Source organism: Zoogloea sp. (assembly GCF_044344315.1).
Lineage (GTDB): Bacteria > Pseudomonadota > Gammaproteobacteria > Burkholderiales > Rhodocyclaceae > Zoogloea.
The window spans coordinates 1-21,061 of sequence record NZ_JBIJDC010000080.1 but is presented as its reverse complement, the minus strand read 5'-3'; the positions used below and the strand labels follow the sequence as shown (position 1 = coordinate 21,061).

General features: G+C 62.2%; 23 protein-coding genes and 1 tRNA gene. 19 read left to right on the top strand and 5 right to left on the bottom strand.

Going from position 1 to position 21,061, the window contains the following annotated elements:
• The 17 genes from ACIQ09_RS15845 to ACIQ09_RS15765 form a co-directional block, all read left to right on the top strand.
• On the top strand, positions 1-521 hold a 521-nt coding region (locus ACIQ09_RS15845; RefSeq protein ID WP_398311895.1), incomplete at its 5' end, for a S1 RNA-binding domain-containing protein.
• Positions 522-532: 11 nt separating this feature from the next.
• Positions 533-817 (top strand): integration host factor subunit beta, encoded by a 285-nt coding sequence (locus ACIQ09_RS15840; protein ID WP_079434022.1) that lies wholly within the window; start codon positions 533-535, stop codon positions 815-817.
• 6 nt (positions 818-823) lie between these two features.
• A complete protein-coding gene (locus tag ACIQ09_RS15835; protein ID WP_398311892.1) occupies positions 824-1,222 on the top strand; it encodes a lipopolysaccharide assembly LapA domain-containing protein in 399 nt (132 codons plus the stop codon).
• Between the two features lie 4 nt (positions 1,223-1,226).
• Positions 1,227-2,402, top strand: a complete 1,176-nt coding sequence (lapB, locus tag ACIQ09_RS15830) for a lipopolysaccharide assembly protein LapB (RefSeq protein WP_398311889.1) — start codon at positions 1,227-1,229, stop codon at positions 2,400-2,402.
• 86 nt (positions 2,403-2,488) lie between these two features.
• Entirely contained in the window at positions 2,489-3,811 is a 1,323-nt protein-coding gene (locus ACIQ09_RS15825; RefSeq protein WP_398311886.1) for a UDP-glucose dehydrogenase family protein, read from the top strand.
• A gap of 175 nt (positions 3,812-3,986) precedes the next feature.
• Positions 3,987-4,877, top strand: coding sequence for a cysteine synthase CysM (gene cysM / locus ACIQ09_RS15820; protein WP_398311883.1), 891 nt, complete (start codon positions 3,987-3,989; stop codon positions 4,875-4,877).
• Positions 4,878-4,885: 8 nt separating this feature from the next.
• A complete protein-coding gene (locus ACIQ09_RS15815; protein WP_398311880.1) occupies positions 4,886-5,683 on the top strand; it encodes a 3'-5' exonuclease in 798 nt (265 codons plus the stop codon).
• A gap of 57 nt (positions 5,684-5,740) precedes the next feature.
• Positions 5,741-5,817, top strand: a tRNA-Val gene (locus ACIQ09_RS15810).
• A gap of 147 nt (positions 5,818-5,964) precedes the next feature.
• Positions 5,965-7,881: a threonine--tRNA ligase gene (gene thrS, locus ACIQ09_RS15805; protein WP_398311877.1), complete on the top strand. Its 1,917-nt coding sequence runs from the start codon at positions 5,965-5,967 to the stop codon at positions 7,879-7,881.
• 28 nt (positions 7,882-7,909) lie between these two features.
• Positions 7,910-8,431 (top strand): translation initiation factor IF-3, encoded by a 522-nt coding sequence (gene infC, locus ACIQ09_RS15800; protein WP_324460026.1) that lies wholly within the window; start codon positions 7,910-7,912, stop codon positions 8,429-8,431.
• Positions 8,432-8,564: 133 nt separating this feature from the next.
• Entirely contained in the window at positions 8,565-8,762 is a 198-nt protein-coding gene (rpmI, locus tag ACIQ09_RS15795; RefSeq protein ID WP_169145625.1) for a 50S ribosomal protein L35, read from the top strand.
• A gap of 14 nt (positions 8,763-8,776) precedes the next feature.
• Positions 8,777-9,136, top strand: coding sequence for a 50S ribosomal protein L20 (gene rplT / locus ACIQ09_RS15790; protein WP_141349527.1), 360 nt, complete (start codon positions 8,777-8,779; stop codon positions 9,134-9,136).
• 70 nt (positions 9,137-9,206) lie between these two features.
• Positions 9,207-10,238, top strand: coding sequence for a phenylalanine--tRNA ligase subunit alpha (gene pheS, locus ACIQ09_RS15785; RefSeq protein ID WP_296410374.1), 1,032 nt, complete (start codon positions 9,207-9,209; stop codon positions 10,236-10,238).
• Positions 10,239-10,241: 3 nt separating this feature from the next.
• The gene (gene pheT, locus ACIQ09_RS15780; RefSeq protein ID WP_398311872.1) at positions 10,242-12,620 is read left to right on the top strand and encodes a phenylalanine--tRNA ligase subunit beta; all 2,379 of its coding nucleotides are present in this window, start codon (positions 10,242-10,244) and stop codon (positions 12,618-12,620) included.
• Between the two features lie 4 nt (positions 12,621-12,624).
• Positions 12,625-12,930 carry an integration host factor subunit alpha gene (locus ACIQ09_RS15775; RefSeq protein WP_296569767.1) on the top strand — a complete coding sequence of 102 codons (306 nt, stop codon included), beginning with the start codon at positions 12,625-12,627 and terminating at the stop codon, positions 12,928-12,930.
• Positions 12,917-13,294, top strand: coding sequence for a MerR family transcriptional regulator (locus ACIQ09_RS15770; protein WP_398311868.1), 378 nt, complete (start codon positions 12,917-12,919; stop codon positions 13,292-13,294). Before ACIQ09_RS15775 ends, ACIQ09_RS15770 begins: the two co-directional genes overlap by 14 nt.
• A gap of 82 nt (positions 13,295-13,376) precedes the next feature.
• Entirely contained in the window at positions 13,377-14,129 is a 753-nt protein-coding gene (locus ACIQ09_RS15765) for a peptidase (RefSeq protein ID WP_398311865.1), read from the top strand.
• A gap of 21 nt (positions 14,130-14,150) precedes the next feature.
• Here the strand turns inward: ACIQ09_RS15765 and rsgA are convergent, their stop codons facing one another.
• Both rsgA and ACIQ09_RS15755 read right to left on the bottom strand, forming a co-directional pair.
• On the bottom strand, positions 14,151-15,044 hold the full coding sequence (gene rsgA / locus ACIQ09_RS15760; RefSeq protein WP_398311862.1) for a ribosome small subunit-dependent GTPase A: 894 nt from the start codon (positions 15,042-15,044) through the stop codon (positions 14,151-14,153).
• Entirely contained in the window at positions 15,041-16,294 is a 1,254-nt protein-coding gene (locus tag ACIQ09_RS15755) for a M48 family metallopeptidase (protein ID WP_398311859.1), read from the bottom strand. The genes rsgA and ACIQ09_RS15755 overlap by 4 nt, the downstream gene beginning before the upstream one ends.
• Before the next feature lie 89 nt (positions 16,295-16,383).
• On the opposite strand from ACIQ09_RS15755, the gene orn reads away from it, so the two are divergent.
• Positions 16,384-16,929 carry an oligoribonuclease gene (gene orn, locus ACIQ09_RS15750; RefSeq protein WP_398311856.1) on the top strand — a complete coding sequence of 182 codons (546 nt, stop codon included), beginning with the start codon at positions 16,384-16,386 and terminating at the stop codon, positions 16,927-16,929.
• Positions 16,930-17,008: 79 nt separating this feature from the next.
• Here orn and ACIQ09_RS15745 read toward each other — a convergent pair whose 3' ends face one another.
• Positions 17,009-17,644, bottom strand: a complete 636-nt coding sequence (locus ACIQ09_RS15745) for a 3'-5' exonuclease (RefSeq protein WP_398311854.1) — start codon at positions 17,642-17,644, stop codon at positions 17,009-17,011.
• Positions 17,641-19,551: a DUF294 nucleotidyltransferase-like domain-containing protein gene (locus tag ACIQ09_RS15740; RefSeq protein WP_398311852.1), complete on the bottom strand. Its 1,911-nt coding sequence runs from the start codon at positions 19,549-19,551 to the stop codon at positions 17,641-17,643. Before ACIQ09_RS15740 ends, ACIQ09_RS15745 begins: the two co-directional genes overlap by 4 nt.
• A 152-nt stretch (positions 19,552-19,703) precedes the next feature.
• Between ACIQ09_RS15740 and ACIQ09_RS15735 the strand changes: the two genes are divergently transcribed.
• A complete protein-coding gene (locus ACIQ09_RS15735; RefSeq protein ID WP_398311850.1) occupies positions 19,704-20,381 on the top strand; it encodes an alpha/beta hydrolase in 678 nt (225 codons plus the stop codon).
• Between the two features lie 16 nt (positions 20,382-20,397).
• Here ACIQ09_RS15735 and ACIQ09_RS15730 read toward each other — a convergent pair whose 3' ends face one another.
• A complete protein-coding gene (locus ACIQ09_RS15730; RefSeq protein WP_398311847.1) occupies positions 20,398-20,847 on the bottom strand; it encodes a MaoC family dehydratase in 450 nt (149 codons plus the stop codon).
• Between the last annotated feature and the right edge of the window lie 214 nt (positions 20,848-21,061).

The following is a 21,061-nucleotide window of genomic DNA, read 5'->3' as shown; positions in this document are numbered from 1 at the left end:
ACGGTCTGGTTCATCTGTCTGACCTGTCCTGGTCCCTGACCGGCGAAGAAGCCGTCCGCCAGTACAAGAAGGGTGACGAAGTCGAAGCCGTAGTGCTGAACATCGACGTCGAGAAGGAGCGCATCTCCCTCGGCATCAAGCAGCTTGATGGCGACCCCTTCACCAACTTCATCGCCACCCACGACAAGAACACCCTGGTGAATGGTACCGTTCGCAGCGTGGATGCCCGTGGTGCCGTGATCGGCCTGAACAACGACGTCGAAGGTTACCTGCGTGCGTCCGAGTTCTCCCGTGATCGCGTCGATGATCTGTCCCTGCTGCTGAAGGTCGGTGACACTGTTGAGGCGATGATTGTTAACGTTGATCGCAAGACCCGTGGCATCAATCTCTCCATTCGCGCCAAGGATCAGGTCGAACAAACTGAAGTAATGAGCAAGCTGGCGTCTGACAGCGCGTCTGCTGCCAGCGGCACCACCAACCTCGGTGCGCTGCTGAAGGCCAAGCTCAACGAGCAGAAGTAAGCGATTCGGGCATGACCAAGTCGGAGCTCATCGCCCGGCTGGCGGAGCGTTTTCCCCAGCTGGTCGCGAAGGACGCCGAGTTCGCGGTAAAGATGATCCTCGATGCGATGACCGATGCCCTGTCGCGGGGTGATCGCATCGAGATCCGCGGCTTTGGCAGCTTTGCCTTGAATTACCGTCCTCCTCGTGTCGGGCGCAATCCCAAGTCGGGGGAGAAGGTGCAAGTGCCGGAGAAGTATGTTCCGCATTTCAAGGCTGGCAAGGAGTTGAGGGAACGTGTCGACATGATGGGGTGACCCTGGTTGACGCTTCCCCATCCGGAGGCCGAAGGCTCGATCCTGAAGGCGGCGAAAGCCGCCTTCTTTTTTTTGTCCACGTCGGGGATAATTTCGGGCATGCGCGCTCTCATCTGGGTCTTCAGACTCTTCCTGTTCCTGCTGCTTTTTGGCTTTGCCGTAAAGAATGATGATGTTGTCGTTCTGCGGTTCTTCTTCGGTGCCCAATGGCAGGTGCCGCTGGTTCTGGTCATCCTCCTGTTTGTCACCATTGGTGTGCTGATCGGGGTGACTGCTACCTTGACCACGCTTTACCGCCAGCATCGCGAGATCGGTCATCTTCGCGATCAGGGGGCAGCTCCCCCTGCCGAAGGGCGCGGGAAGGCACCCATTGCCCATGGTCCCGATCTGCCGGAGACCTACTGAACCCATGGAATTCGAGCTATGGTGGTTGCTGGCATTTCCCTTGTTTTTCGTGCTGGGCTGGCTGGCTGCCCGAATTGACATCAAGCACCTGGTCAAGGAATCGCGGGCCTTGCCGCGTACTTACCTGACCGGTCTGAACTTCCTCCTCAACGAGCAGCCCGACAAGGCCATCGACGCCTTCATCGAGGCGGTGAAGATCGACAACCAGACTGTCGAGTTGCATTTCGCCCTGGGAAGCCTGTTTCGGCGGAGGGGTGAAACGGATCGTGCAATTCGCATGCACCAGAATCTCATTGATCGGGATGATCTTTCTGACGATCAGAGATTGCAGGCTCTGTCCGAACTGGGGCTGGATTTCCTCAAGGCCGGGCTTCTGGATCGCGCTGAAGCCGTTTTTGTCCAGCTGCGCGGCAGCCGCCTCAACGATTTTGCACTCAAGAACCTCCTCGATATCTATCAGCAGGAAAAGGACTGGCGCAAGGCCATTGAAACGGCCGATGCGCTCCCGGGGCACGAGAGCGCCCTCTGGGAAAAGGAAATGGCCAATTTCCACTGCGAGCTCGCGTCTGCCGACATGGCCAATTCGCGTTTCGACGAAGCGCGGGGGGCTTTGCTGCGGGCGCTTGAGACGAACCGGAAATGTGTACGTGCCAGCATGCTGCTGGGTGATCTGTACGTTGCCCAGGGGGATGATCGGGCGGCGCTAGAGGCCTGGAAGCGGGTTGAAGGTCAGAACCCGGTTTATCTGGCCCTGGTCGCGGAGCGCTTGATGGATGCCTATCGTCGCCTCGGCGAACTTGAGCAGGGCATGCAGCTGTTGCGCAGTTACCTTGAGCAGTATGCGTCCCTCGACCTGCTTGACGCCCTTTTTCAGTGGGAGCTGCAGAAGGAAGGGCCGGCCGCAGCCTATCAACTGGTGCGTGACGAACTGCGACGCAATCCGACGCTCCTGGGTCTCGACAAGCTTCTCGAGGCGGCGTTATTGACCGCACCCATCGAGCAACGTACCGATATCGAACTGGTCAAGGGCTTGGTGCATGGGCACACCCGCAGGGTGGCCCGTTACCGCTGTGATGCCTGTGGTTTCAAGGCGCGCCAGTTCTATTGGCGTTGTCCGGCCTGCGGGGGGTGGGAAACCTATCCGCCCAAGCGCACCGAAGAATTCGATCTGACGCCCTAAGCTGGCTTGGCGACCATGGCTTTCCGGTTTGGGCCACGCCCACCGGTTTTGAAAACACTCTCAGGATTGCTCGCGGGAACTCGCATATGAAAATTACGGTGGTCGGTACGGGTTATGTGGGTCTGGTGTCCGGGGCCTGTCTTGCCGAGATGGGCAATGACGTGTTGTGCCTGGATCTGGATCCCGAGAAGATCCGGGTGCTGAAGGAGGGGGGCATTCCCATCCACGAGCCGGGCCTTGATCAGGTCGTCGCTCGTAACGTTGCCGCCGGACGGCTGCATTTCACGACAGATGTTCAGGACGCGGTGCAGTTCGGCACCATCCAGTTCATCGCCGTGGGTACTCCTCCGGATGAGGATGGCTCCGCTGACCTGCAGTACGTGCTGTCAGCTGCGCGCGCCATTGGCCGTCACATGACCGACTACAAGGTCGTCGTCGACAAGAGCACCGTGCCTGTCGGGACTGCCGACAAGGTCAAGGCTGCGGTTCAGGCCGAGCTCGATGCGCGCGGCGAGGCGATTCCCTACAGTGTGGTGTCCAACCCCGAGTTCCTGAAGGAGGGGGCGGCGGTGGACGACTTTATGCGCCCCGACCGGATCGTGGTGGGCGCTGAAGATGATCAGGCCATTTTCCTGATGAAGGCGCTCTACGCGCCCTTCCAGCGCAACCATGAAAAGCTGCTGATCATGGATCTGCGCAGCGCAGAGCTCACCAAATATGCGGCCAATGCCATGCTGGCCACGCGGATCAGCTTCATGAACGAGCTCGCCCTGCTGGCGGAATCCCTGGGGGCCGACATCGAACTGGTGCGTCAGGGTATCGGCAGCGACCCGCGCATTGGCTATCACTTCCTGTATGCCGGCTGTGGTTACGGTGGCTCGTGCTTCCCGAAGGACGTCAAGGCGCTGATCAAGACGGGGGCGGACGCGGGCCACGCCCTTCGTGTGCTCAACGCGGTCGAGGATGCCAACGATGCCCAGAAGCTGGTGCTGGTGGACAAGGTTGTGGCGCATTTCGGCGAGGACCTGAGCGGCAAGCATTTCGCGGTTTGGGGGCTGGCCTTCAAGCCGAATACCGATGACATGCGTGAAGCGCCGAGTCGGGTGATTATTGCCGAGCTATTCAGGCGTGGTGCGACCGTGACGGCCTACGATCCGGTGGCGATGGACGAAACGCGCCGGATCTTTGGTGACGAGCCGCGCCTTGCTTACGCCGAACGACCCATGCAGGCGCTCGATGGCGCCGATGCGCTGCTCATCGTGACTGAATGGAAGGAGTTCCGCAGCCCCGATTTTCAGGTCATCAAGGCCAAGCTCAAGAGCCCGGTCGTCTTCGATGGCCGCAACGTATTCGACCCGCAGCTTCCCCGCGAGGCCGGCCTGACCTATCTGAGTATCGGCCGCCCCTGAGGCTTCGCCGCGTCAGGGTTGTCCAGGGGCTTCCGGTGGAAGCCCCTTTTTTCAGCCTTGCGCAACTGCAATCCGATCCGGTGGGGCGCATGGGGCCGCCTGTCGCCCCAACCCTCGATCGCCTCATTCGGTATGATCGAACCATTCTCCAATCCGATATCCGGTGGACCGAAAAATGGAATTCAAGACTCTCGAAGACTACGTGGGGCAGACCCCGCTGGTCAGGCTTAAGCGCATCACGGCCGGGCGCAATAATGTGATCCTGGCCAAACTCGAAGGCAACAACCCGGCAGGTTCGGTGAAGGATCGCCCGGCCATGTCCATGATCCTGCGCGGCGAAGCCCGGGGTGACATCCAGCCCGGCCAGACGCTGATCGAGGCGACCAGTGGCAATACGGGGATCGCCCTTGCCATGGCCGCGGCGATACGTGGCTATGGAATGATTCTCGTCATGCCCGAGAACCAGAGTATCGAACGCCGCCAGACCATGCGGGCCTTTGGTGCCGAACTGGTGCTGACACCCAAGGAAGGCGGTATGGAGCTGGCCCGCGACGTGGCGGAGCGCATGCGTGACGAAGGCCGGGGCGTCATCCTCGACCAGTTTGCCAACCCGGACAATCCTCAGGCTCACGTGGACGGTACCGGCCCCGAGATCTGGGAGCAGACAGGCGGCACCGTCACCCACTTTATCAGCAGCATGGGAACGACCGGCACCATCATGGGCGTGTCCCGTTACCTGAAAGAAAAGAACCCCGACATCTGCATCATTGGCTGCCAGCCCACCGAAGGGGCGCAGATTCCCGGCATCCGCAAATGGCCGGAGGCCTATCTGCCCCGGATTTACGACAAGGCCCGGGTGGATCGGCTGGAGTATGTCGCCCAGGCCGATGCCGAGGAAATGACCCGGCGCCTGGCCCGGGAGGAGGGCATCTTTGCCGGGATTTCCTCGGGCGGCGCGCTGCATGTGGCCCTGCGTCTGGCCGAGCAGGTCGAGAACGCCGTGATCGTCTCCATCGTCTGTGACCGGGGTGATCGCTATCTTTCCACTGGCGTCTTCCCCGCCTGAGCATGACGATGGCTACGACCCTCGTCTTCGATATCGAGACGATCCCTGATGTGCAGGGCATTCGTGCTCTGCACGGACTGCCTGATGAGCTTGGTGCGGAGGAGGTGGCCGAGTACGCCTTCCAGCTGCGGCGGGCATCGAATGGGAGCGATTTCCTGCCTCATCACCTCCAGAAGGTCGTGACGATTTCCTGTGTGCTGCGGGATGCCAGCCAGTTTCGGGTGTTCTCTCTTTCGGAGCCCGACTGCAGCGAGGGCGAGATCATCCAGCGCTTTTTCGATGGCATCGAGCGGTTTACGCCCCAGCTGATCTCCTGGAACGGTGGGGGTTTCGATCTGCCGGTCCTTCACTATCGGGGCATGCTGCACGGTGTGTCGGCGCCGCGCTACTGGGATCTGGGGGATGGTGACTACCATGACTCCCGGGACTTCAAGTGGAACAACTACATCGGGCGCTATCACACCCGTCATCTGGACCTGATGGATCTACTGGCCCTCTATCAGCCCCGTGCCAATGCCCCGCTCGATGATCTGGCCAAGTTGATGGGCTTTCCCGGCAAGCTGGGCATGGACGGCTCGGCAGTCTGGAAGGGCTACTGCGAGGGGCGGATCGGGGAGATCCGGGACTATTGCGAGACCGACGTGGTAAATACCTACCTCGTGTTCCTGCGCTTCCAGTGCATGCGCGGTGTTTTCGACAAGGCGCAGTATCAGGCCGAGGTGGGTTTCGTTCGCGAAGCCCTGGGCCGGCTGGAGGCGCCCCACTGGAAACGCTTCCTCGCGGCGTGGCCTGCGGACCCACAGTAAAATAAATTCAAGTAATCGTTGACAACTTTCAGGGCTCGTCTATAATGCGGGCTTCTTAGGCGCGTAGCTCAGCTGGTTAGAGCACCACCTTGACATGGTGGGGGTCGTTGGTTCGAGTCCAATCGCGCCTACCAAACACCTAAGAAGGAAAACGAATGTCTCGAACTTGCAGCAGCCAAGACAAGCTTTGACGAGTCTGCTGTAAGGCGTTTTCCAGAAAAAGAAAAAGTGCGGCTCGTCCGCACTTTTTTTTTGCCCAAAATTTTCGCGAGCGAGTCATTATGCCCAATATCACCTTGCCCGACGGTTCCGTACGCAGTTTCGAGCAACCCGTGACGATCGCCCAGGTCGCTGCGTCCATCGGTGCAGGCCTGGCAAAGGCTGCGCTGGCCGGCAAGGTCGATGGCAGGCTGGTCGATACCTCGTTCCTCATCGAGCGTGATGTGGCGCTGGCTATCGTGACCGACAAGGATGCGGATGGCCTTGAGGTCATCCGTCACTCCACGGCGCACTTGCTGGCTTATGCCGTCAAGGAGCTGTTTCCCGAAGCCCAGGTCACCATCGGGCCGGTGATCGAAAACGGCTTCTACTACGACTTCGCATACAAGCGTCCGTTTACGCCGGAAGATCTGGAAAAGATCGAAGCCCGCATGGTCGAGTTGGCCAAGCGTGATGTTCCCGTTGAGCGCCGTGTGCTGCCGCGGGATGAGGCTGTTGCTTATTTCAAGTCCATCGGTGAGCACTACAAGGCCGAGATCATTGCCTCCATTCCTCAGGCAGAGGATGTCTCTCTCTATAAAGAGGGTGATTTCACCGACCTGTGCCGCGGCCCTCACGTTCCGTCTACGGGCAAGCTCAAGGTCTTCAAGTTGATGAAGGTTGCGGGTGCCTACTGGCGGGGTGACTCGAAGAACGAGATGCTGCAGCGCATCTACGGTACTGCCTGGGCCAGAAAGGAAGATCAGGATGCCTATCTCCACATGCTGGAGGAAGCCGAAAAGCGCGACCACCGCCGTCTGGGCAAGCAGCTTGATCTCTTCCATCTGCAGGAAGAGGCGCCGGGCATGGTGTTCTGGCATCCGAATGGCTGGACCCTGTGGCAGCAGATCGAGCAATACATGCGCCGCATCCTTACCGAGGCTGGCTACCAGGAGGTGAAGACGCCACTGGTGATGGATCGGCAGCTGTGGGAGAGGTCTGGTCACTGGGATAACTACCGGGACAACATGTTCACCACGGAGTCGGAAAAGCGTGATTACGCGATCAAGCCGATGAACTGTCCGGGGCATGTCCAGATCTACAACCACGGTCTGCATTCCTACCGGGATTTGCCCCTGCGTCTGGCCGAGTTTGGTTCATGCCATCGCAACGAGCCCTCCGGCGCTTTGCATGGTCTGATGCGTGTGCGCGGTTTTGTGCAGGATGATGCGCACATCTTCTGTACTGAGGATCAGATCGTTTCCGAGGTGACGGCCTTCAATGAGTTGCTGTCCCGCGTCTATCGGGATTTCGGTTTTACGGATGTGGCGGTCAAGTTGTCCCTGCGCCCTGAGAAGCGTGCGGGTGATGATGGGGTCTGGGATAAGGCCGAGGCGGGGCTGCGTCAGGCCCTTGCCGCATCCGGGCATCAGTGGGAAGAGTTGCCGGGTGAGGGTGCTTTCTACGGTCCGAAGATCGAGTATCACGTCAAGGATGCGCTGGGTCGCTCCTGGCAGTGCGGCACCATGCAGCTTGATTTCGTGCTTCCCGAGCGCCTCGATGCCGAGTACGTTGCCGAGGATAATTCCCGTCGCCGGCCGGTCATGTTGCATCGGGCGATCCTCGGGTCCCTTGAGCGCTTCATCGGCATCCTGATCGAGAACCACGCTGGCGCCCTGCCGCTGTGGTTGTCGCCAGTGCAGGCCGTGGTGTTGAATATTTCGGAAGCGCAGGCGGATTACGTCACAGAAGTTGTCAAAACCTTGCGCTCGCGCGGATTCCGGGTGGAGGCCGATTTGCGCAACGAGAAGATTACTTATAAAATACGCGAACATAGCGTTCGTAAGCTGCCTTATCTGCTGGTTGTCGGCGACAAGGAAAAGGCAGCAAATGTAGTGGCCGTCCGCGCTCGGGGTAATCAAGACCTCGGTCAAATGTCCCTCGATAAGATTGTCGAGCGTTGGCAAGACGAAGTGAATTCGTTTGCCGGCACGGTCTGATATTTTTGTTTTCATGGAGAATTGAACCATCGCTCAGGATAAGAAGCTGCGCATAAACGGCGAAATCAGTGTGCCGGAAGTGCGCTTGACGGGTGAGGACGGTGAGCAGATCGGCATCGTCACTCTGCGTGCTGCATTGGAAGCGGCGGAAGAAGCTGGCGTTGATCTCGTGGAGATTGCGCCCATGGCCAAGCCTCCCGTGTGCCGCCTGATGGACTTCGGTAAGTACAAGTACGAAGAAGCCAAGCGGGCCCACGAAGCCAAGCAGAAGCAAAAGCAGATTCAGGTCAAGGAAGTCAAGCTGCGCCCGGGTACGGACGAGAATGACTACCAGATCAAACTGCGCAACCTGATCAAATTCCTGAACGAAGGCGACAAGGCGAAGGTGACCCTCCGTTTCCGTGGCCGCGAAATGGCTCACCAGGAGTTCGGCATGCGCCAGCTGGAGCGCGTCAAGGCTGACCTGGAAGAAGTCGGCCAGGTCGAGCAGATGCCGAAGATGGAAGGGCGCCAGATGATCATGGTCATCGCGCCGAAGAAAAAGCATTAAGAAAATTCCGGCACCGCGAGGGGCCGGAGCACGGCGCACAGCATAGTGCGCCGGAAACAAGTGGTGACGGGTTGTTGAAGCGTTTCCGGAAGTCGGAAGCCACCCGGGGCCATGTCATAAGCTGGAGTACTTCATGCCCAAGATGAAGACCAAGAGCGGGGCCGCCAAACGGTTCAAGGTCCGCGCTAGCGGTAGCATCAAGCGTTCGCAGGCGTTCAAGCGCCACATCCTGACCAAGAAGACGACCAAGAGCAAGCGCCAGCTTCGCGGCATGACTGCCGTGCACGCTGCGGACGAAAAGTCCATCCGCGCCATGATGCCCTACGCCTGATTTAGGAGAACGCAATGCCCAGAGTTAAGCGCGGTGTAACCGCACGTGCACGTCACAAGAAAGTCCTCGATCAAGCCAAGGGCTATCGTGGCCGTCGCAAGAACGTATACCGGATCGCCAAGCAGGCGGTGATGAAGGCGGGGCAATATGCCTACCGCGACCGTCGTCAACGCAAGCGTCAGTTCCGTGCCCTGTGGATCGCCCGTATCAACGCCGCTGCGCGTGAAGTCGGCCTGACCTACAGCCGCTTCATGAACGGCCTGAAGAAGGCTTCCATCGAAGTGGACCGCAAGGTGCTGGCTGATCTGGCCGTTTTCGACAAGCCCGCTTTTGCGGCGCTCGCCGAACAAGCCAAGGCCCAGCTCGCTGCGTAATCCAACGCAGCACGAAAAAAGGAGGCCTGGCCTCCTTTTTTTTGTCCTGAACCCGGGATAAGACAGAAAAATGGATCAACTCGATCAACTCGTCGCGCAGGCTGAAATCGACTTTTCCGCTGCTGCTGATGGTGCCGCCCTCGAAACGGCCAAGGCCCGATATCTGGGCAAGGCGGGCTCTCTCACCGAACTGTTGAAGGGCCTCGGCAAGCTCGATCCGGAGGCCCGCAAGAGCGCTGGTGCCGAGATCAACAAGGCCAAGGCCGCCATCGAAGCCCTGCTCAATGCGCGGCGCGATGCGCTGCAGCAGGCCGCGCTCGAAGCCCAACTGGCCGCTGAAGCGCTGGATGTGACCCTGCCGGGGCGTGGTGCTGGTGTCGGTGGACTGCATCCGGTGGTACGTACCCTGGAGCGTATCGAACAGCTGTTCCGCTCCATTGGCTTCGATGTGGCCGAAGGCCCCGAGATCGAGACCGATTTCTACAATTTCACGGCATTGAACACGCCGGCCAATCACCCGGCCCGTTCGATGCACGACACCTTCTATCTTGAGAACGGCGAAGGGGTGATGCTCCGCACGCACACCAGTCCGGTCCAGATCCGCGCCATGCAGGCCCATGTGGAGGCCTACAAGGATCGCGACACCATGCCCGAGCTGCGGGTCATCGCCCCGGGGCGGGTGTATCGGGTCGACTCCGATGCCACTCATTCGCCCATGTTCCACCAGGTGGAAGGTCTGTGGGTGGGTGAGTCGGTGAGCTTTGCCGACCTCAAGGGAGTTGTCGCCGATTTCCTGCGCAGCTTCTTCGAGAGCGACGATCTGCAGGTGCGCTTCCGGCCGTCCTTTTTCCCGTTCACCGAGCCGTCTGCCGAAATTGACGTGGCCTTCATGAGCGGTGCGCTGAAAGGCCGCTGGCTGGAGATTGCCGGCTGCGGAATGGTGCACCCCAACGTGCTGCGTTTTGGCGGCATTGATCCTGAGCGCTATACCGGCTTTGCCTTCGGCATGGGGCCGGACCGCCTCACCATGTTGCGCTATGGCGTCAACGACTTGCGCCTTTTCTTCGAAGGCGATCTTCGTTTCCTCGGTCAATTCAGGTAAGCCATGCAATTCTCAGAACTCTGGTTGCGCAGTTTCGTCAGTCCGGACCTTGATTCGGACGCGCTGGGCCATCTGCTCACCATGGCAGGGCTGGAAGTGGAAGAGCAGGACGGCGTGGCCGCTGTGTTTTCCAAGGTGGTGGTTGCGCAGATCGTCGAGGCCGAAAAGCACCCCAATGCCGACAAGCTGCGTGTTTGCAAGGTGGACGCAGGGCAGGGCGAGTTGCTGCAGATTGTTTGCGGCGCACCCAACGCCGCCGCCGGTATCCGGATTCCGTGCGCCCTCGTCGGTGCAGACCTGGCCGGGTTCGGCATCAAGGCGGCCAAGCTGCGTGGCGTCGAGTCCTTCGGCATGCTGTGTTCGGCCAAGGAATTGGGTATTTCCGAGGAAAGCAGCGGTCTGCTGATCCTGCCGGAGGATGCGCCCGTCGGCACTGACCTGCGTGAGTATCTGGCGCTCAATGACACCCTGTTCACCATCAAGCTCACGCCCAATCGTGCTGATTGCCTGAGCCTGACCGGCATCGCCCGGGAAGTTGCTGCCCTTACCGGCAGCCCGCTGAGCCTGCCCGCCTGCGATCCGGTGGCCGCAACCCACAGTGATACCCGCGCCATTGTTCTCGATGCGCCGGACGCCTGCCCGCGTTATTCCGGCCGGATCATCCGGGGTGTGGATGCCAAGGCGCCGACGCCCGAATGGATGAAGCAGCGTCTGGCGCGCAGCGGCGTCCGCTCCATCAGTGCCCTGGTGGACGTCACCAACTACGTCATGCTGGAACTCGGCCAGCCGCTCCACGCCTTCGACGAGGCGAAGCTGAGCGGGGCCATCCACGTCCGCTTTCCGGCTGCCGGCGAGCAGGTTCTGCTCCTCAACGGCCAGACCGTGACCCCCGCCGCCGATACCCTGCTGATTGCCGACGAGTCCCGCGCCCTGGCGCTGGCGGGCGTGATGGGCGGTGAAGACAGCGGGATCACCCTCGACACCGCTGATCTGTTCCTGGAGAGCGCCTTCTTCGCACCCGATGCGATTGCCGGGCGCGCCCGTGCCCATGGTTTCTCCTCTGACGCCTCCTACCGCTTCGAGCGCGGGGTGGACTTTGCCCTGGCCACCAAGGCCATCGAGCGTGCCACCCGCCTGATCCTCGACATTTGCGGCGGCCAGCCCGGCCCGGTGGTGGAGTCCGTGGAGCCGGGCAAACTGCCGGCCCGCGCTCCGATCCGCCTGCGTGCGGCCCGCGTGCGCCGCGTGCTGGGGATTGCCCTGAGCGCCGATGCCGTCGCCGAGATGTTCGTGCGCCTCAATCTCGATGTGGTCAGGGATGGTGAGGACTTCATCGTCACGCCGCCTTCCTACCGGTTCGACTTGGAGATCGAGGAAGACCTCATCGAGGAAATCGCCCGTCTTCATGGCTACGACAATATCCCGGTGCTTGCGCCCCGGGGGCCGATCAGCATGCTGCCGCGTCCGGAAGCCCGGCGTGACGCCATGTTCGTGCGGCGTCTGGTGGCGGGGCGCGAGTTCCAGGAGGTCATCAACTTCGCCTTCGTCGAAGAGGCCTGGGAGAAGGACTTCGCCGGCAACACCGATCCGGTGCGTCTGGCCAACCCGATTGCCAGCCAGATGAGCGTGATGCGCTCGACGCTGATCGGCGGCCTGGTCGCCAACCTGGCCACCAACCGCAAGCGTCAGACCAGCCGGGTGCGTGTCTTCGAGATCGGGCGCTGTTTTAACCGCAGCCCGTCGGGTCAGCCCGTAGACGGTTTTCACCAGCCCATCCGCCTGGCTGCGCTGGCGGGTGGTCTCGCCCGCCCTGAGCAGTGGGGTGAGGCCGGCCGCAGTGTCGATTTCTTCGATCTGAAGGCAGACCTTGAGGCGTTGCTCTTTCCGCGGGTTGCCGAGTTTGAGCGGGCGATTCACCCTGCCCTGCATCCGGGCCGTTCCGCGCAGATCGTGCTCGACGGGAAGTGCATCGGTTTCATCGGCGAGTTGCATCCGGTCTGGGTGCAGCGCTACGAGTTGGGTGCTGCACCGGTGGTTTTCGAGATCGAACTCGAGGCCCTGCTTGAGACCGTGACGCCCGCCTATCGGGAGGTTTCCCGCTTCCCCGCGGTGACCCGCGATCTGGCTCTCGTGGTGGATCAGGACGCCTCAGCCGGCCAGCTCCTGAAGGGGCTGCAGAGTGTTGCGCTTGCCATCGTTCAGCGCATCGAACTGTTCGACCAGTACCAGGGCAAGGGTATCGAGCAAAACCGGAAAAGCCTTGCTTTCCGCGTAGTTATGCAAGAAACTCAGAAAACTCTGGAGGATGCTGAAGTGGATGCCGTGATGATTGCCCTGACCCGCCACGCCGAGGAAAATCTTGGCGCGAAGTTGAGGGCCTGATCGCATGAGCATGACTTTGACGAAGGCTGAGCTGGCCGACATGCTCTTTGAGCAGGTCGGTCTCAACAAGCGCGAAGCCAAGGACATGGTGGAGTGTTTCTTTGAGGAAATCCGCATGGCCCTCGAGCGGGGAGATTGCGTCAAGCTTTCGGGCTTCGGCAATTTCCAGCTGCGTGAAAAGCCCCAGCGTCCCGGTCGTAACCCCAAGACCGGCGAGGAAATTCCAATTACTGCCCGGCGTGTGGTGACTTTCCACGCCAGCCAGAAGCTCAAGGCCAATGTGGAGCAACTGAGCGATGTCGCAAAGTGACCTTCCGGCGGCAGCCGATCTGCCGCCGATTCCCCTCAAGCGTTACTTCACCATCGGTGAAGTAAGCGAACTGTGCGGGGTCAAGCCCCACGTGTTGCGTTACTGGGAGCAGGAATTCACCCAGCTGCGGCCGGTCAAGCGCGGTGGGAACCGGCGTTACTACCAGCATCACGAGGTGCTGTTGATTCGCCGCATCCGGGAGCTGCTTTATCAGGACGGTTTCACCATTTCCGGTGCCCGCAACCGCCTCGACGAAGTGGCATCCCGCAAGCGCGAGGATGCGGAGGAGTCGGTTGGCCTGCGTGAGCAAATGGCCTCCATCAGGGCCGAGATCAAGTCTCTGCTGCAGGATCTGCAAAGCTGAGCAGTGCAGCCCGCCGGGCTGCTCTTTCCCCAATCCGGGGCGACGCCGGTCTGGCGCCGCCCCTTTTCTTCGAGCCCTTCCCATGACCTATTGTGTGAGCATGCTGCTCGATGCCGGTATGGTGTTCCTGTCGGACTCCCGTACTAATGCCGGTGTCGACCATATCAACACCTTCCGCAAGATGAGCATCTTCCAGCGCCCTGGAGAGCGCGTGCTGGTATTGATGAGCTCCGGCAACCTGGCCATCACCCAGCAGCTCGTATCCATGCTGCGGGAGGCCATGGCCGCCCAGGACGGACGGGAGAGCCTGTGGTCCGTGCCCAACATGTTCGAGGCTGCCCGCCATGTGGGCGAGACCCTGCGGGAGGTTTTCCGCCGGGATGCGGAAGCGCTGCAGAATTTCGGCATCGATTTCACCGCCGCCCTGATTCTCGGCGGACAGATCGGTAGTGAGCAATCGCGCCTTTTCCACATCTACGCGGCGGGCAACTTCATCGAGGCGACGCCCGATACGCCCTACTTCCAGATTGGTGAGTCGAAGTACGGCAAGCCGATCATCGACCGGGTGGTGAAGCGCCATACCAGCCTGGACGAGGCGGCCAAGCTGGCCCTGATCTCCATGGATTCGACCATCCGCTCCAATCTGTCGGTTGGCGTGCCCCTGGATCTGGCCATCATCAAGACCAATGAGCTGCAGATTTCATCGCACCTCAGCATCGATGCCAAGAACGAGTACTTCGCGATGATCCGTAATCGCTGGAGCGAGGCCCTTGGTCACGCGTTCGATGAACTGCCCAACCCTGACTGGCTGGGCAGGGGCGACGAGCTTCCCTGACCCCGGAGGCCCGTCAGGGCCTTACCAACCCTGCGCCTGCCGCCGCCCCTGCTCGCATTCGGTGCGGAACTGCAGGAACTGACGCAGGCGTTTCATTTCGATCTTGCCGCTTTCGGCGGCTGCCCGCAGGGCGCAATCGGGTTCCGAGTCGTGTCGGCAGTCGCGGAAGCGGCACTGCCCGGCATAGGGGCGAAACTCCCGAAAGCTGGCTTCCAGATCCTGCCCGTCGAGATGCACCAGCCCGAAGGTCTGCATTCCCGGGCTGTCGATGATGCCGCCGCCCTCGGGCAGGGGGTAGAGGCGGGCAAAGGTGGTGGTGTGCTTGCCTGTATCCAGCACCTCGGAAATCTCACGCGTCTCGGCCCTCGCTTCAGGAATCAGGGCGTTGGTCAGCGTTGATTTCCCCATTCCCGACTGCCCTACCAGTAGGCTGGTTTCGCCGATAAGGCGTGCCCGCAGGGTGTCCACGTTGTCGAGGGCCGACATTTCAAGCACCGGGTAGCCGAGGGCCGAAAAGGCAGCGAGCCGGCTGCGGGCATCGGCAAGGCCGGCGACGATGTCGGTCTTGTTCAGCACGATCAGCACCTTGAGGTTCTGATTCTCTGCCGCGCACAGACAGCGGGAGATGAACTCGTCGCTGAAGCTTGGTTCGGTGGCCACGACCATCACCACCTGGGTGGCATTGGCGGCGATCAGCTTCTGCCGCCACGCGTCGGAGCGGTAGAGCAGGCTGCTACGCTCCACCAGCTTGTCGATGACGCCCTGGCCGGGGCCGGTGGGGGCAATCTGGACCCGGTCGCCGCAGGCGAACAGGCTCTTCTTGCCGCGGGGAACGCACAGCAGGATCTCGCCGGCGTCGCTGCGGACCTCGTACTGCCGACCGAAGGCGGCGATCAGGGTGCCGAAGGTTTTCACTGGCTTGTTCCCTGTAGTCGGGCGATGCGAAGCGCCGCCGGGGGGTGGGAGTCGTACACGCTGGAGTAGAGGGGGTCGGGGGTCAGGGTGGACGCGTTGTCCCGGTACAGCTTGACCAGGGCGCTGACCAGTTCGGCGGCCGGCGCCTGGCTGGCTGCGTAGGCATCCGCCTGGAACTCGTGCTTGCGCGACCACATGCTCATCAGCGGGGTCAGGGGAAAGGTGAATACCGGCAGTGCCAGGGCGAACAGCACCAGCGTCGGCGCGGTTCCGGTGGCCTGCATACCCAGGCCTTCAAAGAACCACGTCTGGCTTGCCAGATGGCCCAGCAGGGCAAAGAACAGCAGGCTGCCGGCGCCGATCACGCCCAGGCGCTTCCAGAGGTGGTGATGGTGATAGTGACCCAGCTCGTGGGCCAGCACGGCCTCCACTTCGGTGGGGGCCAGCTTGTCGAGGAGAGTGTCGAAGAAGACGATGCGTTTGGCGGCGCCAAAGCCGGTGAAGTAGGCATTGCCATGGGCGGAGCGCTTCGAGCCGTCCATCACGAACAGGCCCGACAGGCGGAACCCACAGCGGGTCATCAGGCCTTCGATGCGAGCCTTGAGAGGGCCGTCCTCGAGGGGCTTGAACTTGTTGAACAGGGGGGCGATGAAGGTCGGATAGACCAGCAGCACGAGCAGGTTGAAGCCCAGCCAGAAGGCCCACACATACAGCCACCAGCGTTCGCCCATGGAGCCCATCAGCCACAGCACGAAGGCGATCAGTGGCAGGCCGATGAGGGCCGCCAGGGCCACGCCCTTCAGGGTGTCGGCGATGAACAGGCCCGGGGTCAGGCGGTTGAAGCCAAAACGGGCTTCCAGGCGGAAGCTGCGGTAGAGGCCCAATGGCAGATCCACGAGCCACGAGACGCTGGCGACCAGGGCGATGAAGGCGACACCCTGGGTCAGGCTGCCGGCTTCAAGGAAGCGGCTCGCCAGATCGTGAAGGGCTTGCAGGCCGCCACCCAGGGTCAGGGTCAGCAGCAGGCAGGTAGAGAGGAAGAGGTCGATCATGCCCAGCCGCACCCGCGCCACGGTGTAGTCGGCTGCCTTCTGGTGGGCATCCAGTGAAATGCTGTCGGCGAAGGCCGCGGGCACGGCGCCCCGATGGTGCCGCACATGCAGCATCTGGCGCATGGCGAGCCAGAAGCGGACCATCAGGCCGGCAAACAGGGCGAGCAGGAAAACGGCGGAGAGTTGGCTGGAGGTCATCGGCGAGGGGCAGGGCAGGGGTGGCTTGAGCCGGGCACGGCGCCGGGCATGGGCGTAGAATCGCGCCTTTACCAAAAAGCGGACCGATTATGGCACAGGACCAGAATCACCTCATCTGGCTGGACATGGAAATGACCGGCCTCAATCCCGACAGCGACCGCATCATCGAGATCGCCATGGTCGTCACCAACAGCAACCTGGATGTGGTCGCGGAGGGCCCGGTGGTCGCCGTGCATCAGCCCGATACCGTGCTTGACGCCATGGACGAGTGGAACAAGAACACCCACGGCCGCTCCGGCCTGATCGACCGGGTCAAGGCCTCCACCATCGGCGAGGCCGAGGCGGAGCAGATCTACCTGGAGTTCATGAAGCAGTACATCCCCTCGCGCACCTCGCCCATGTGCGGTAACTCCATCGGGCAGGATCGCCGCTTCATGGCACGCTACATGCCGGCGCTGGAAGACTGGTTCCACTACCGCAACCTGGACGTCTCAACCCTCAAGGAGCTGGCCCGGCGCTGGCGCCCGGATGTGTACAAGGGGCTCGAGAAGAAGGGGGCCCACCAGGCGCTGGCCGACATCCATGAGTCGATCACGGAGTTGCGTTACTACCGGGACAACTTCCTGAAGGTTTGAATCTGTCCGGGCCCGGCTCAGGCGTGATCAGCCGGGTGGATTGAAAAGGGCGCGGGAGCGCCCTTTGTCGTTGACGCCCTCAACTGCCCCGCAGCCATTTGCGGCTGCTCTGGGTGTCGAGCAGCTCCCGCGGGGTAGCGAGGCCCTGGGCATTGGCCCGGGCCAGGGCAACCTGCAGCAATTGGGCTACGCACAGGGCTTCGAGCAGCGCATCCTGGTGGTCCAGCCGGTCGATACCGAAGGCGCCCAGCCAGGCATCCATCCGGGCCTGCCCGGCAATCCGCTCCGGGTAGAGGCTGGGCATCAACACCATCAGGTCGATCCACTCGAGCTCGGGCTGGCTGCCCAGGTTGTGCTCGAAGGCCCGTTCGAGGGTGCCCTGATTGAAGGGCGCGTTGAAGACGATGACCGGGGCGCGGGCAATGAAGCGGATCAGGCCGATCAGCGCATCCACCGGAGCGCTGCCGAGCCTGGCGCGATAGGCATCACCGGGGTGCAGCAGGCCCTGGTTGAGGGCCACTGCGCCGACCGCCAGCAGGCGCTGGCCGCCGCCCTCCATGGGGCCGGTTTCGGTATTGACCACCACATAACGGGTTTCGTAGTGGGAGCGGCCCGGGTCGGGCGCCGGCAGGGCCGCGATGCTGTCCAGGGCGGTCTGTTGCTCGGGGTTGAGGGCCGGACCGCTGCCCGGCAGGAGTCGGGAGAGCCAGTTCATATCTGGTAGTCCAGTTTGAGACGGAGTTGGATCTTGCGGGCTTGGCGGAAAGCTTCCTTGAGGATGCGCCGGTCGAGTTCGTTGAGATCGTCAGGCTTGACCCGGTTATCGCCCGATGAGCCGTGGTCGGTGTCCAGGTGTTGATGGCGCAGGCGCAATAACTGGATGAAGTGGAAGCCGTCGGCCATGGCCGACAGCTCCTCGGCCGGCATGCCGATCCGCGAACCGCCCTGGCGCAGGCGCTGCACCGTGCTGGTGGCGTCCACCCCGGTGCGCAGGGACAGGACGCGGGCGGCGTCTACAAACAGCCGGGCACCGAATTTCTTCAGGTCGATGGTGCCGGGATGGCGGGGGTCATCGTCGGTGACAAAGTCGCGGATCTTGCCCAGCGGCGGCGACACGTCGAGGGCATTGGTGGCCATGGCCTTGAGGAAGGCCGGATTGCCGCCGGTCATGGACAGCAGCCAGTGGCGCAGCTTGTGGGCGAGCTTTTCGTCGCCGTAAAGCACGCGGTAGTCGAAGAAGATGGTGGCGTTGAGCAGGGCCTCAGGGTGGGGCTCGCGGATCCAGGTGCCGAATTTTTCGCGCCACTCGTCGAAGGTCAGGCACAGCTCGGGATTGCTGGCCATGATGTTGCCCTCGCACAGGGGGAAGCCACAGGCGGCGAGGTCGTTGTTCACATCCTTGGCAAACTCCAGCAGCCGCAGTTTGAGTGGCTCCTTGTCGGCCCACTCGGGTAGCACATAGAGGATGCCGTTGTCCTGGTCGGTGGACAGGGTCTGCTCGTGGCGACCCTCTGAGCCGAAAGCCAGCCAGGCATATTCGACGCCATAGAGGTCGTGGCGGTTGAGGTTGAGCTCGATGATGCGGCGGGTCAGGGCGTCGTTGAGGGCCGAGATGAACTGGGTCAGCTGCTCGGCGCCGATGCCCTGGGCCAGCAGGTTGAGGGCCAGCTGGCGGATGTCGCGGCTGGCCCGCTGCAGGGCCTGCACGTCGGCGGCGCTCTCGATGCCGGAGCGGATCTGGCGCAAGCCGATGCGCTGCAGGGCAAACAGGTCACGCTCGGAGATCACGCCCTTGAGCTTGTCTTCCGTATCCACCACCAGGATGTGGCGCACGCCGTGGGTCGCCATCTCCAGCGCTGCGTCGTAGGCGCTGGCGCTGGCATGGAGGGTATGGGGCGGGGTGGTCATCACGTCGGCGATGGGGCGCGTGAGATCGAAGCCCGGCAGCACGATGCGCTTGAGGATGTCACTCTGGGTGAGCACGCCCACCGGCTTCTCGTCCTCGCCCGCCACCGCCAGACAGCCGACGCCGGCCTCCACCATCTTCTCAAGGGCGGATCGGGTGGGCAGCTCGGGGGCGACGAAGATCGGTGCCTTCTTGACCAGGTTGGAGAGGGACGTGGTCATCGTCTGCTGCTCGGCGGCCCGCTGGGAAAACTGGACCTGCAGCTGCTCCCTGGACTGGTTCAGCAGGCTGGCAATGTAGCGGGTGCAGAACAGCTGGAAGGTGGGGCTGAGCTCCTGCAGCTTGAGGAAGTCGGCGGCCGGCAGCTGGAAGCAGTAGCTGTCCTCGACAGCGAGGTAGCCGTTGGTGGAGGGGCGTCCCGCAGAGATCGCACCGATCGGGAAGCCTTCACCTGGCCCGAGGGTCAGGGTCGAGTACTCGGTAACCGAGACACTACCCACCTGGCGAGCCTGAACCTTGCCGCGGTAAACGATGTAGAAGAAGCGCGGGGGGCCGTCTTCGGGTATCAGGATCTCTGCCTCGGCCGGATAGAAGGCCGTGGCCAGGCGTTCGCCCAGAAAGAGCAAGGCTTCCGCCTCCATCCTGTCAAAGGGGGCGTGGCGCCGCAGGAAGTCCAGATTGGTACGGATCAGGGTGTCGGAGGCGGTGGTGTCCATAAACAGACCGATTAGCTTGGATCAAACCATCGAATCTACTCCGGCGCTGCCCCGGTGTCATGATCTCGCGCAAGAAATCGACAATCTTGCGGCGCGTCGCTCAAGGGGCCGGCTCCGCTACAATCTTTCGGACCCCTAACTGGACCGCTACCATGACCGACACCATTCTGCCTGCCGTCGAAATCGAGACCGGCCCGTCTCCCACCCATGCCGTGATCTGGATGCATGGCCTGGGGGCTGACGGCCACGATTTCGAGCCCGTGATCGACGAATTCGAGGAAGACCGACTGCCCTTCACCCGCTTCGTGTTTCCCCACGCGCCAAGCCGCCCGGTGACTATCAACGGGGGCTATGTGATGCGTGCCTGGTACGACATCGTGTCGTCGGACTTCTCGACCCGCCGGGAAGACCCGGTCGGCGTGCGTGAGTCGGCCGAGCTGATTGAGGCCCTCATCGCCCGGGAGAACGCCCGCGGCATTCCCGACAGCCGCATCGTGCTGGCCGGCTTCTCCCAGGGTGGGGCGATTGCCCTGCACACGGCGCTGCGTCACCCGAATCGCCTGGCCGGGGTGCTGGCCCTGTCTACCTATCTGCCGCTGGCCGACACCCTGGCCGATGAGGCCGCCGCTGCCAACGCCAAGACACCGATCTTCATGGCCCACGGCCTGAGTGATCCGGTGATTCCCTGCGATTTCGGCAAGGCCTCGGCCGACCTTCTGAAGGCGGCCGGCTATCCGCTGGAGTGGCGCACCTACCCGATGGACCACTCCCTGTGTCTCGAGGAGGTGCAGGACCTCGAGCTGTGGCTGGCGCATGTGATGTCACGCTGACATCACGCTGCGCAGATCAGGACGGGCGGCGCTTGAGCAGGTTGTTGCCGATGAAACTCAGCACCGTCTCGTCCCGCTGGTTGACCGCGGTGTAGCGCAGCCGCGCGATTCCCCGATCGGGCTTGGTGCTGGACGGGCGTACTTCCAGTACCTCCACAATGCTGCGCAGTGTGTCACCGGGGCGCACCGGCGCCAGCCAGCGAAGTTCGTCCAGACCCGGTGAGCCGATACTCGACTGGCTGAAGATGCCCGTCTGGATGAACAGCCGGAAGCAGATGGCGATGGACTGAAAGCCGCTGGCGATCAGTCCGCCATAGGGCGACTCGGCGGCCGCGTTCACATCCAGGTGAAAGGGCTGGGGGTCATAGCGGAAGGCAAAGTCGATGATCTCGGCTTCGGTGAGGGTCAGGCCCCCGCTGGTGAAACGGTCGCCGACGATCAGGTCGTCGAGGTAGCGGCTTTCCATGCTGCTGTCTCCTGAGGGGTGGGGTGTGCGTGGATCTTAGCTGACTGCCGGCGTGGCGAGGACGTCCTCGCACACCTGCTGCCAGGCCCGGGCTGCGTGGGACAGATAGCGACCGGGCGTGTGGACGAGGGCCACGTTCCAGTCGATTCCGGTATTGGTCAGCGGTCGTGCCGCCAACTCGCCGCCGAGCTTGAGGCGGTCGAGCAGCGGGGCC

Coding starts and splice junctions, on each gene's coding strand:
- ACIQ09_RS15840 (WP_079434022.1), top strand. CDS start 533: ATGACCAAGTCGGAGCTCATCGCCCGGCTGGCGGAGCGTTTTCCCCAG.
- lapB (WP_398311889.1), top strand. CDS start 1,227: ATGGAATTCGAGCTATGGTGGTTGCTGGCATTTCCCTTGTTTTTCGTG.
- ACIQ09_RS15825 (WP_398311886.1), top strand. CDS start 2,489: ATGAAAATTACGGTGGTCGGTACGGGTTATGTGGGTCTGGTGTCCGGG.
- cysM (WP_398311883.1), top strand. CDS start 3,987: ATGGAATTCAAGACTCTCGAAGACTACGTGGGGCAGACCCCGCTGGTC.
- ACIQ09_RS15815 (WP_398311880.1), top strand. CDS start 4,886: ATGGCTACGACCCTCGTCTTCGATATCGAGACGATCCCTGATGTGCAG.
- thrS (WP_398311877.1), top strand. CDS start 5,965: ATGCCCAATATCACCTTGCCCGACGGTTCCGTACGCAGTTTCGAGCAA.
- rpmI (WP_169145625.1), top strand. CDS start 8,565: ATGCCCAAGATGAAGACCAAGAGCGGGGCCGCCAAACGGTTCAAGGTC.
- rplT (WP_141349527.1), top strand. CDS start 8,777: ATGCCCAGAGTTAAGCGCGGTGTAACCGCACGTGCACGTCACAAGAAA.
- pheS (WP_296410374.1), top strand. CDS start 9,207: ATGGATCAACTCGATCAACTCGTCGCGCAGGCTGAAATCGACTTTTCC.
- pheT (WP_398311872.1), top strand. CDS start 10,242: ATGCAATTCTCAGAACTCTGGTTGCGCAGTTTCGTCAGTCCGGACCTT.
- ACIQ09_RS15775 (WP_296569767.1), top strand. CDS start 12,625: ATGAGCATGACTTTGACGAAGGCTGAGCTGGCCGACATGCTCTTTGAG.
- ACIQ09_RS15770 (WP_398311868.1), top strand. CDS start 12,917: ATGTCGCAAAGTGACCTTCCGGCGGCAGCCGATCTGCCGCCGATTCCC.
- ACIQ09_RS15765 (WP_398311865.1), top strand. CDS start 13,377: ATGACCTATTGTGTGAGCATGCTGCTCGATGCCGGTATGGTGTTCCTG.
- ACIQ09_RS15755 (WP_398311859.1), bottom strand. CDS start 16,294: ATGACCTCCAGCCAACTCTCCGCCGTTTTCCTGCTCGCCCTGTTTGCC.
- orn (WP_398311856.1), top strand. CDS start 16,384: ATGGCACAGGACCAGAATCACCTCATCTGGCTGGACATGGAAATGACC.
- ACIQ09_RS15745 (WP_398311854.1), bottom strand. CDS start 17,644: ATGAACTGGCTCTCCCGACTCCTGCCGGGCAGCGGTCCGGCCCTCAAC.
- ACIQ09_RS15740 (WP_398311852.1), bottom strand. CDS start 19,551: ATGGACACCACCGCCTCCGACACCCTGATCCGTACCAATCTGGACTTC.
- ACIQ09_RS15735 (WP_398311850.1), top strand. CDS start 19,704: ATGACCGACACCATTCTGCCTGCCGTCGAAATCGAGACCGGCCCGTCT.
- ACIQ09_RS15730 (WP_398311847.1), bottom strand. CDS start 20,847: ATGGAAAGCCGCTACCTCGACGACCTGATCGTCGGCGACCGTTTCACC.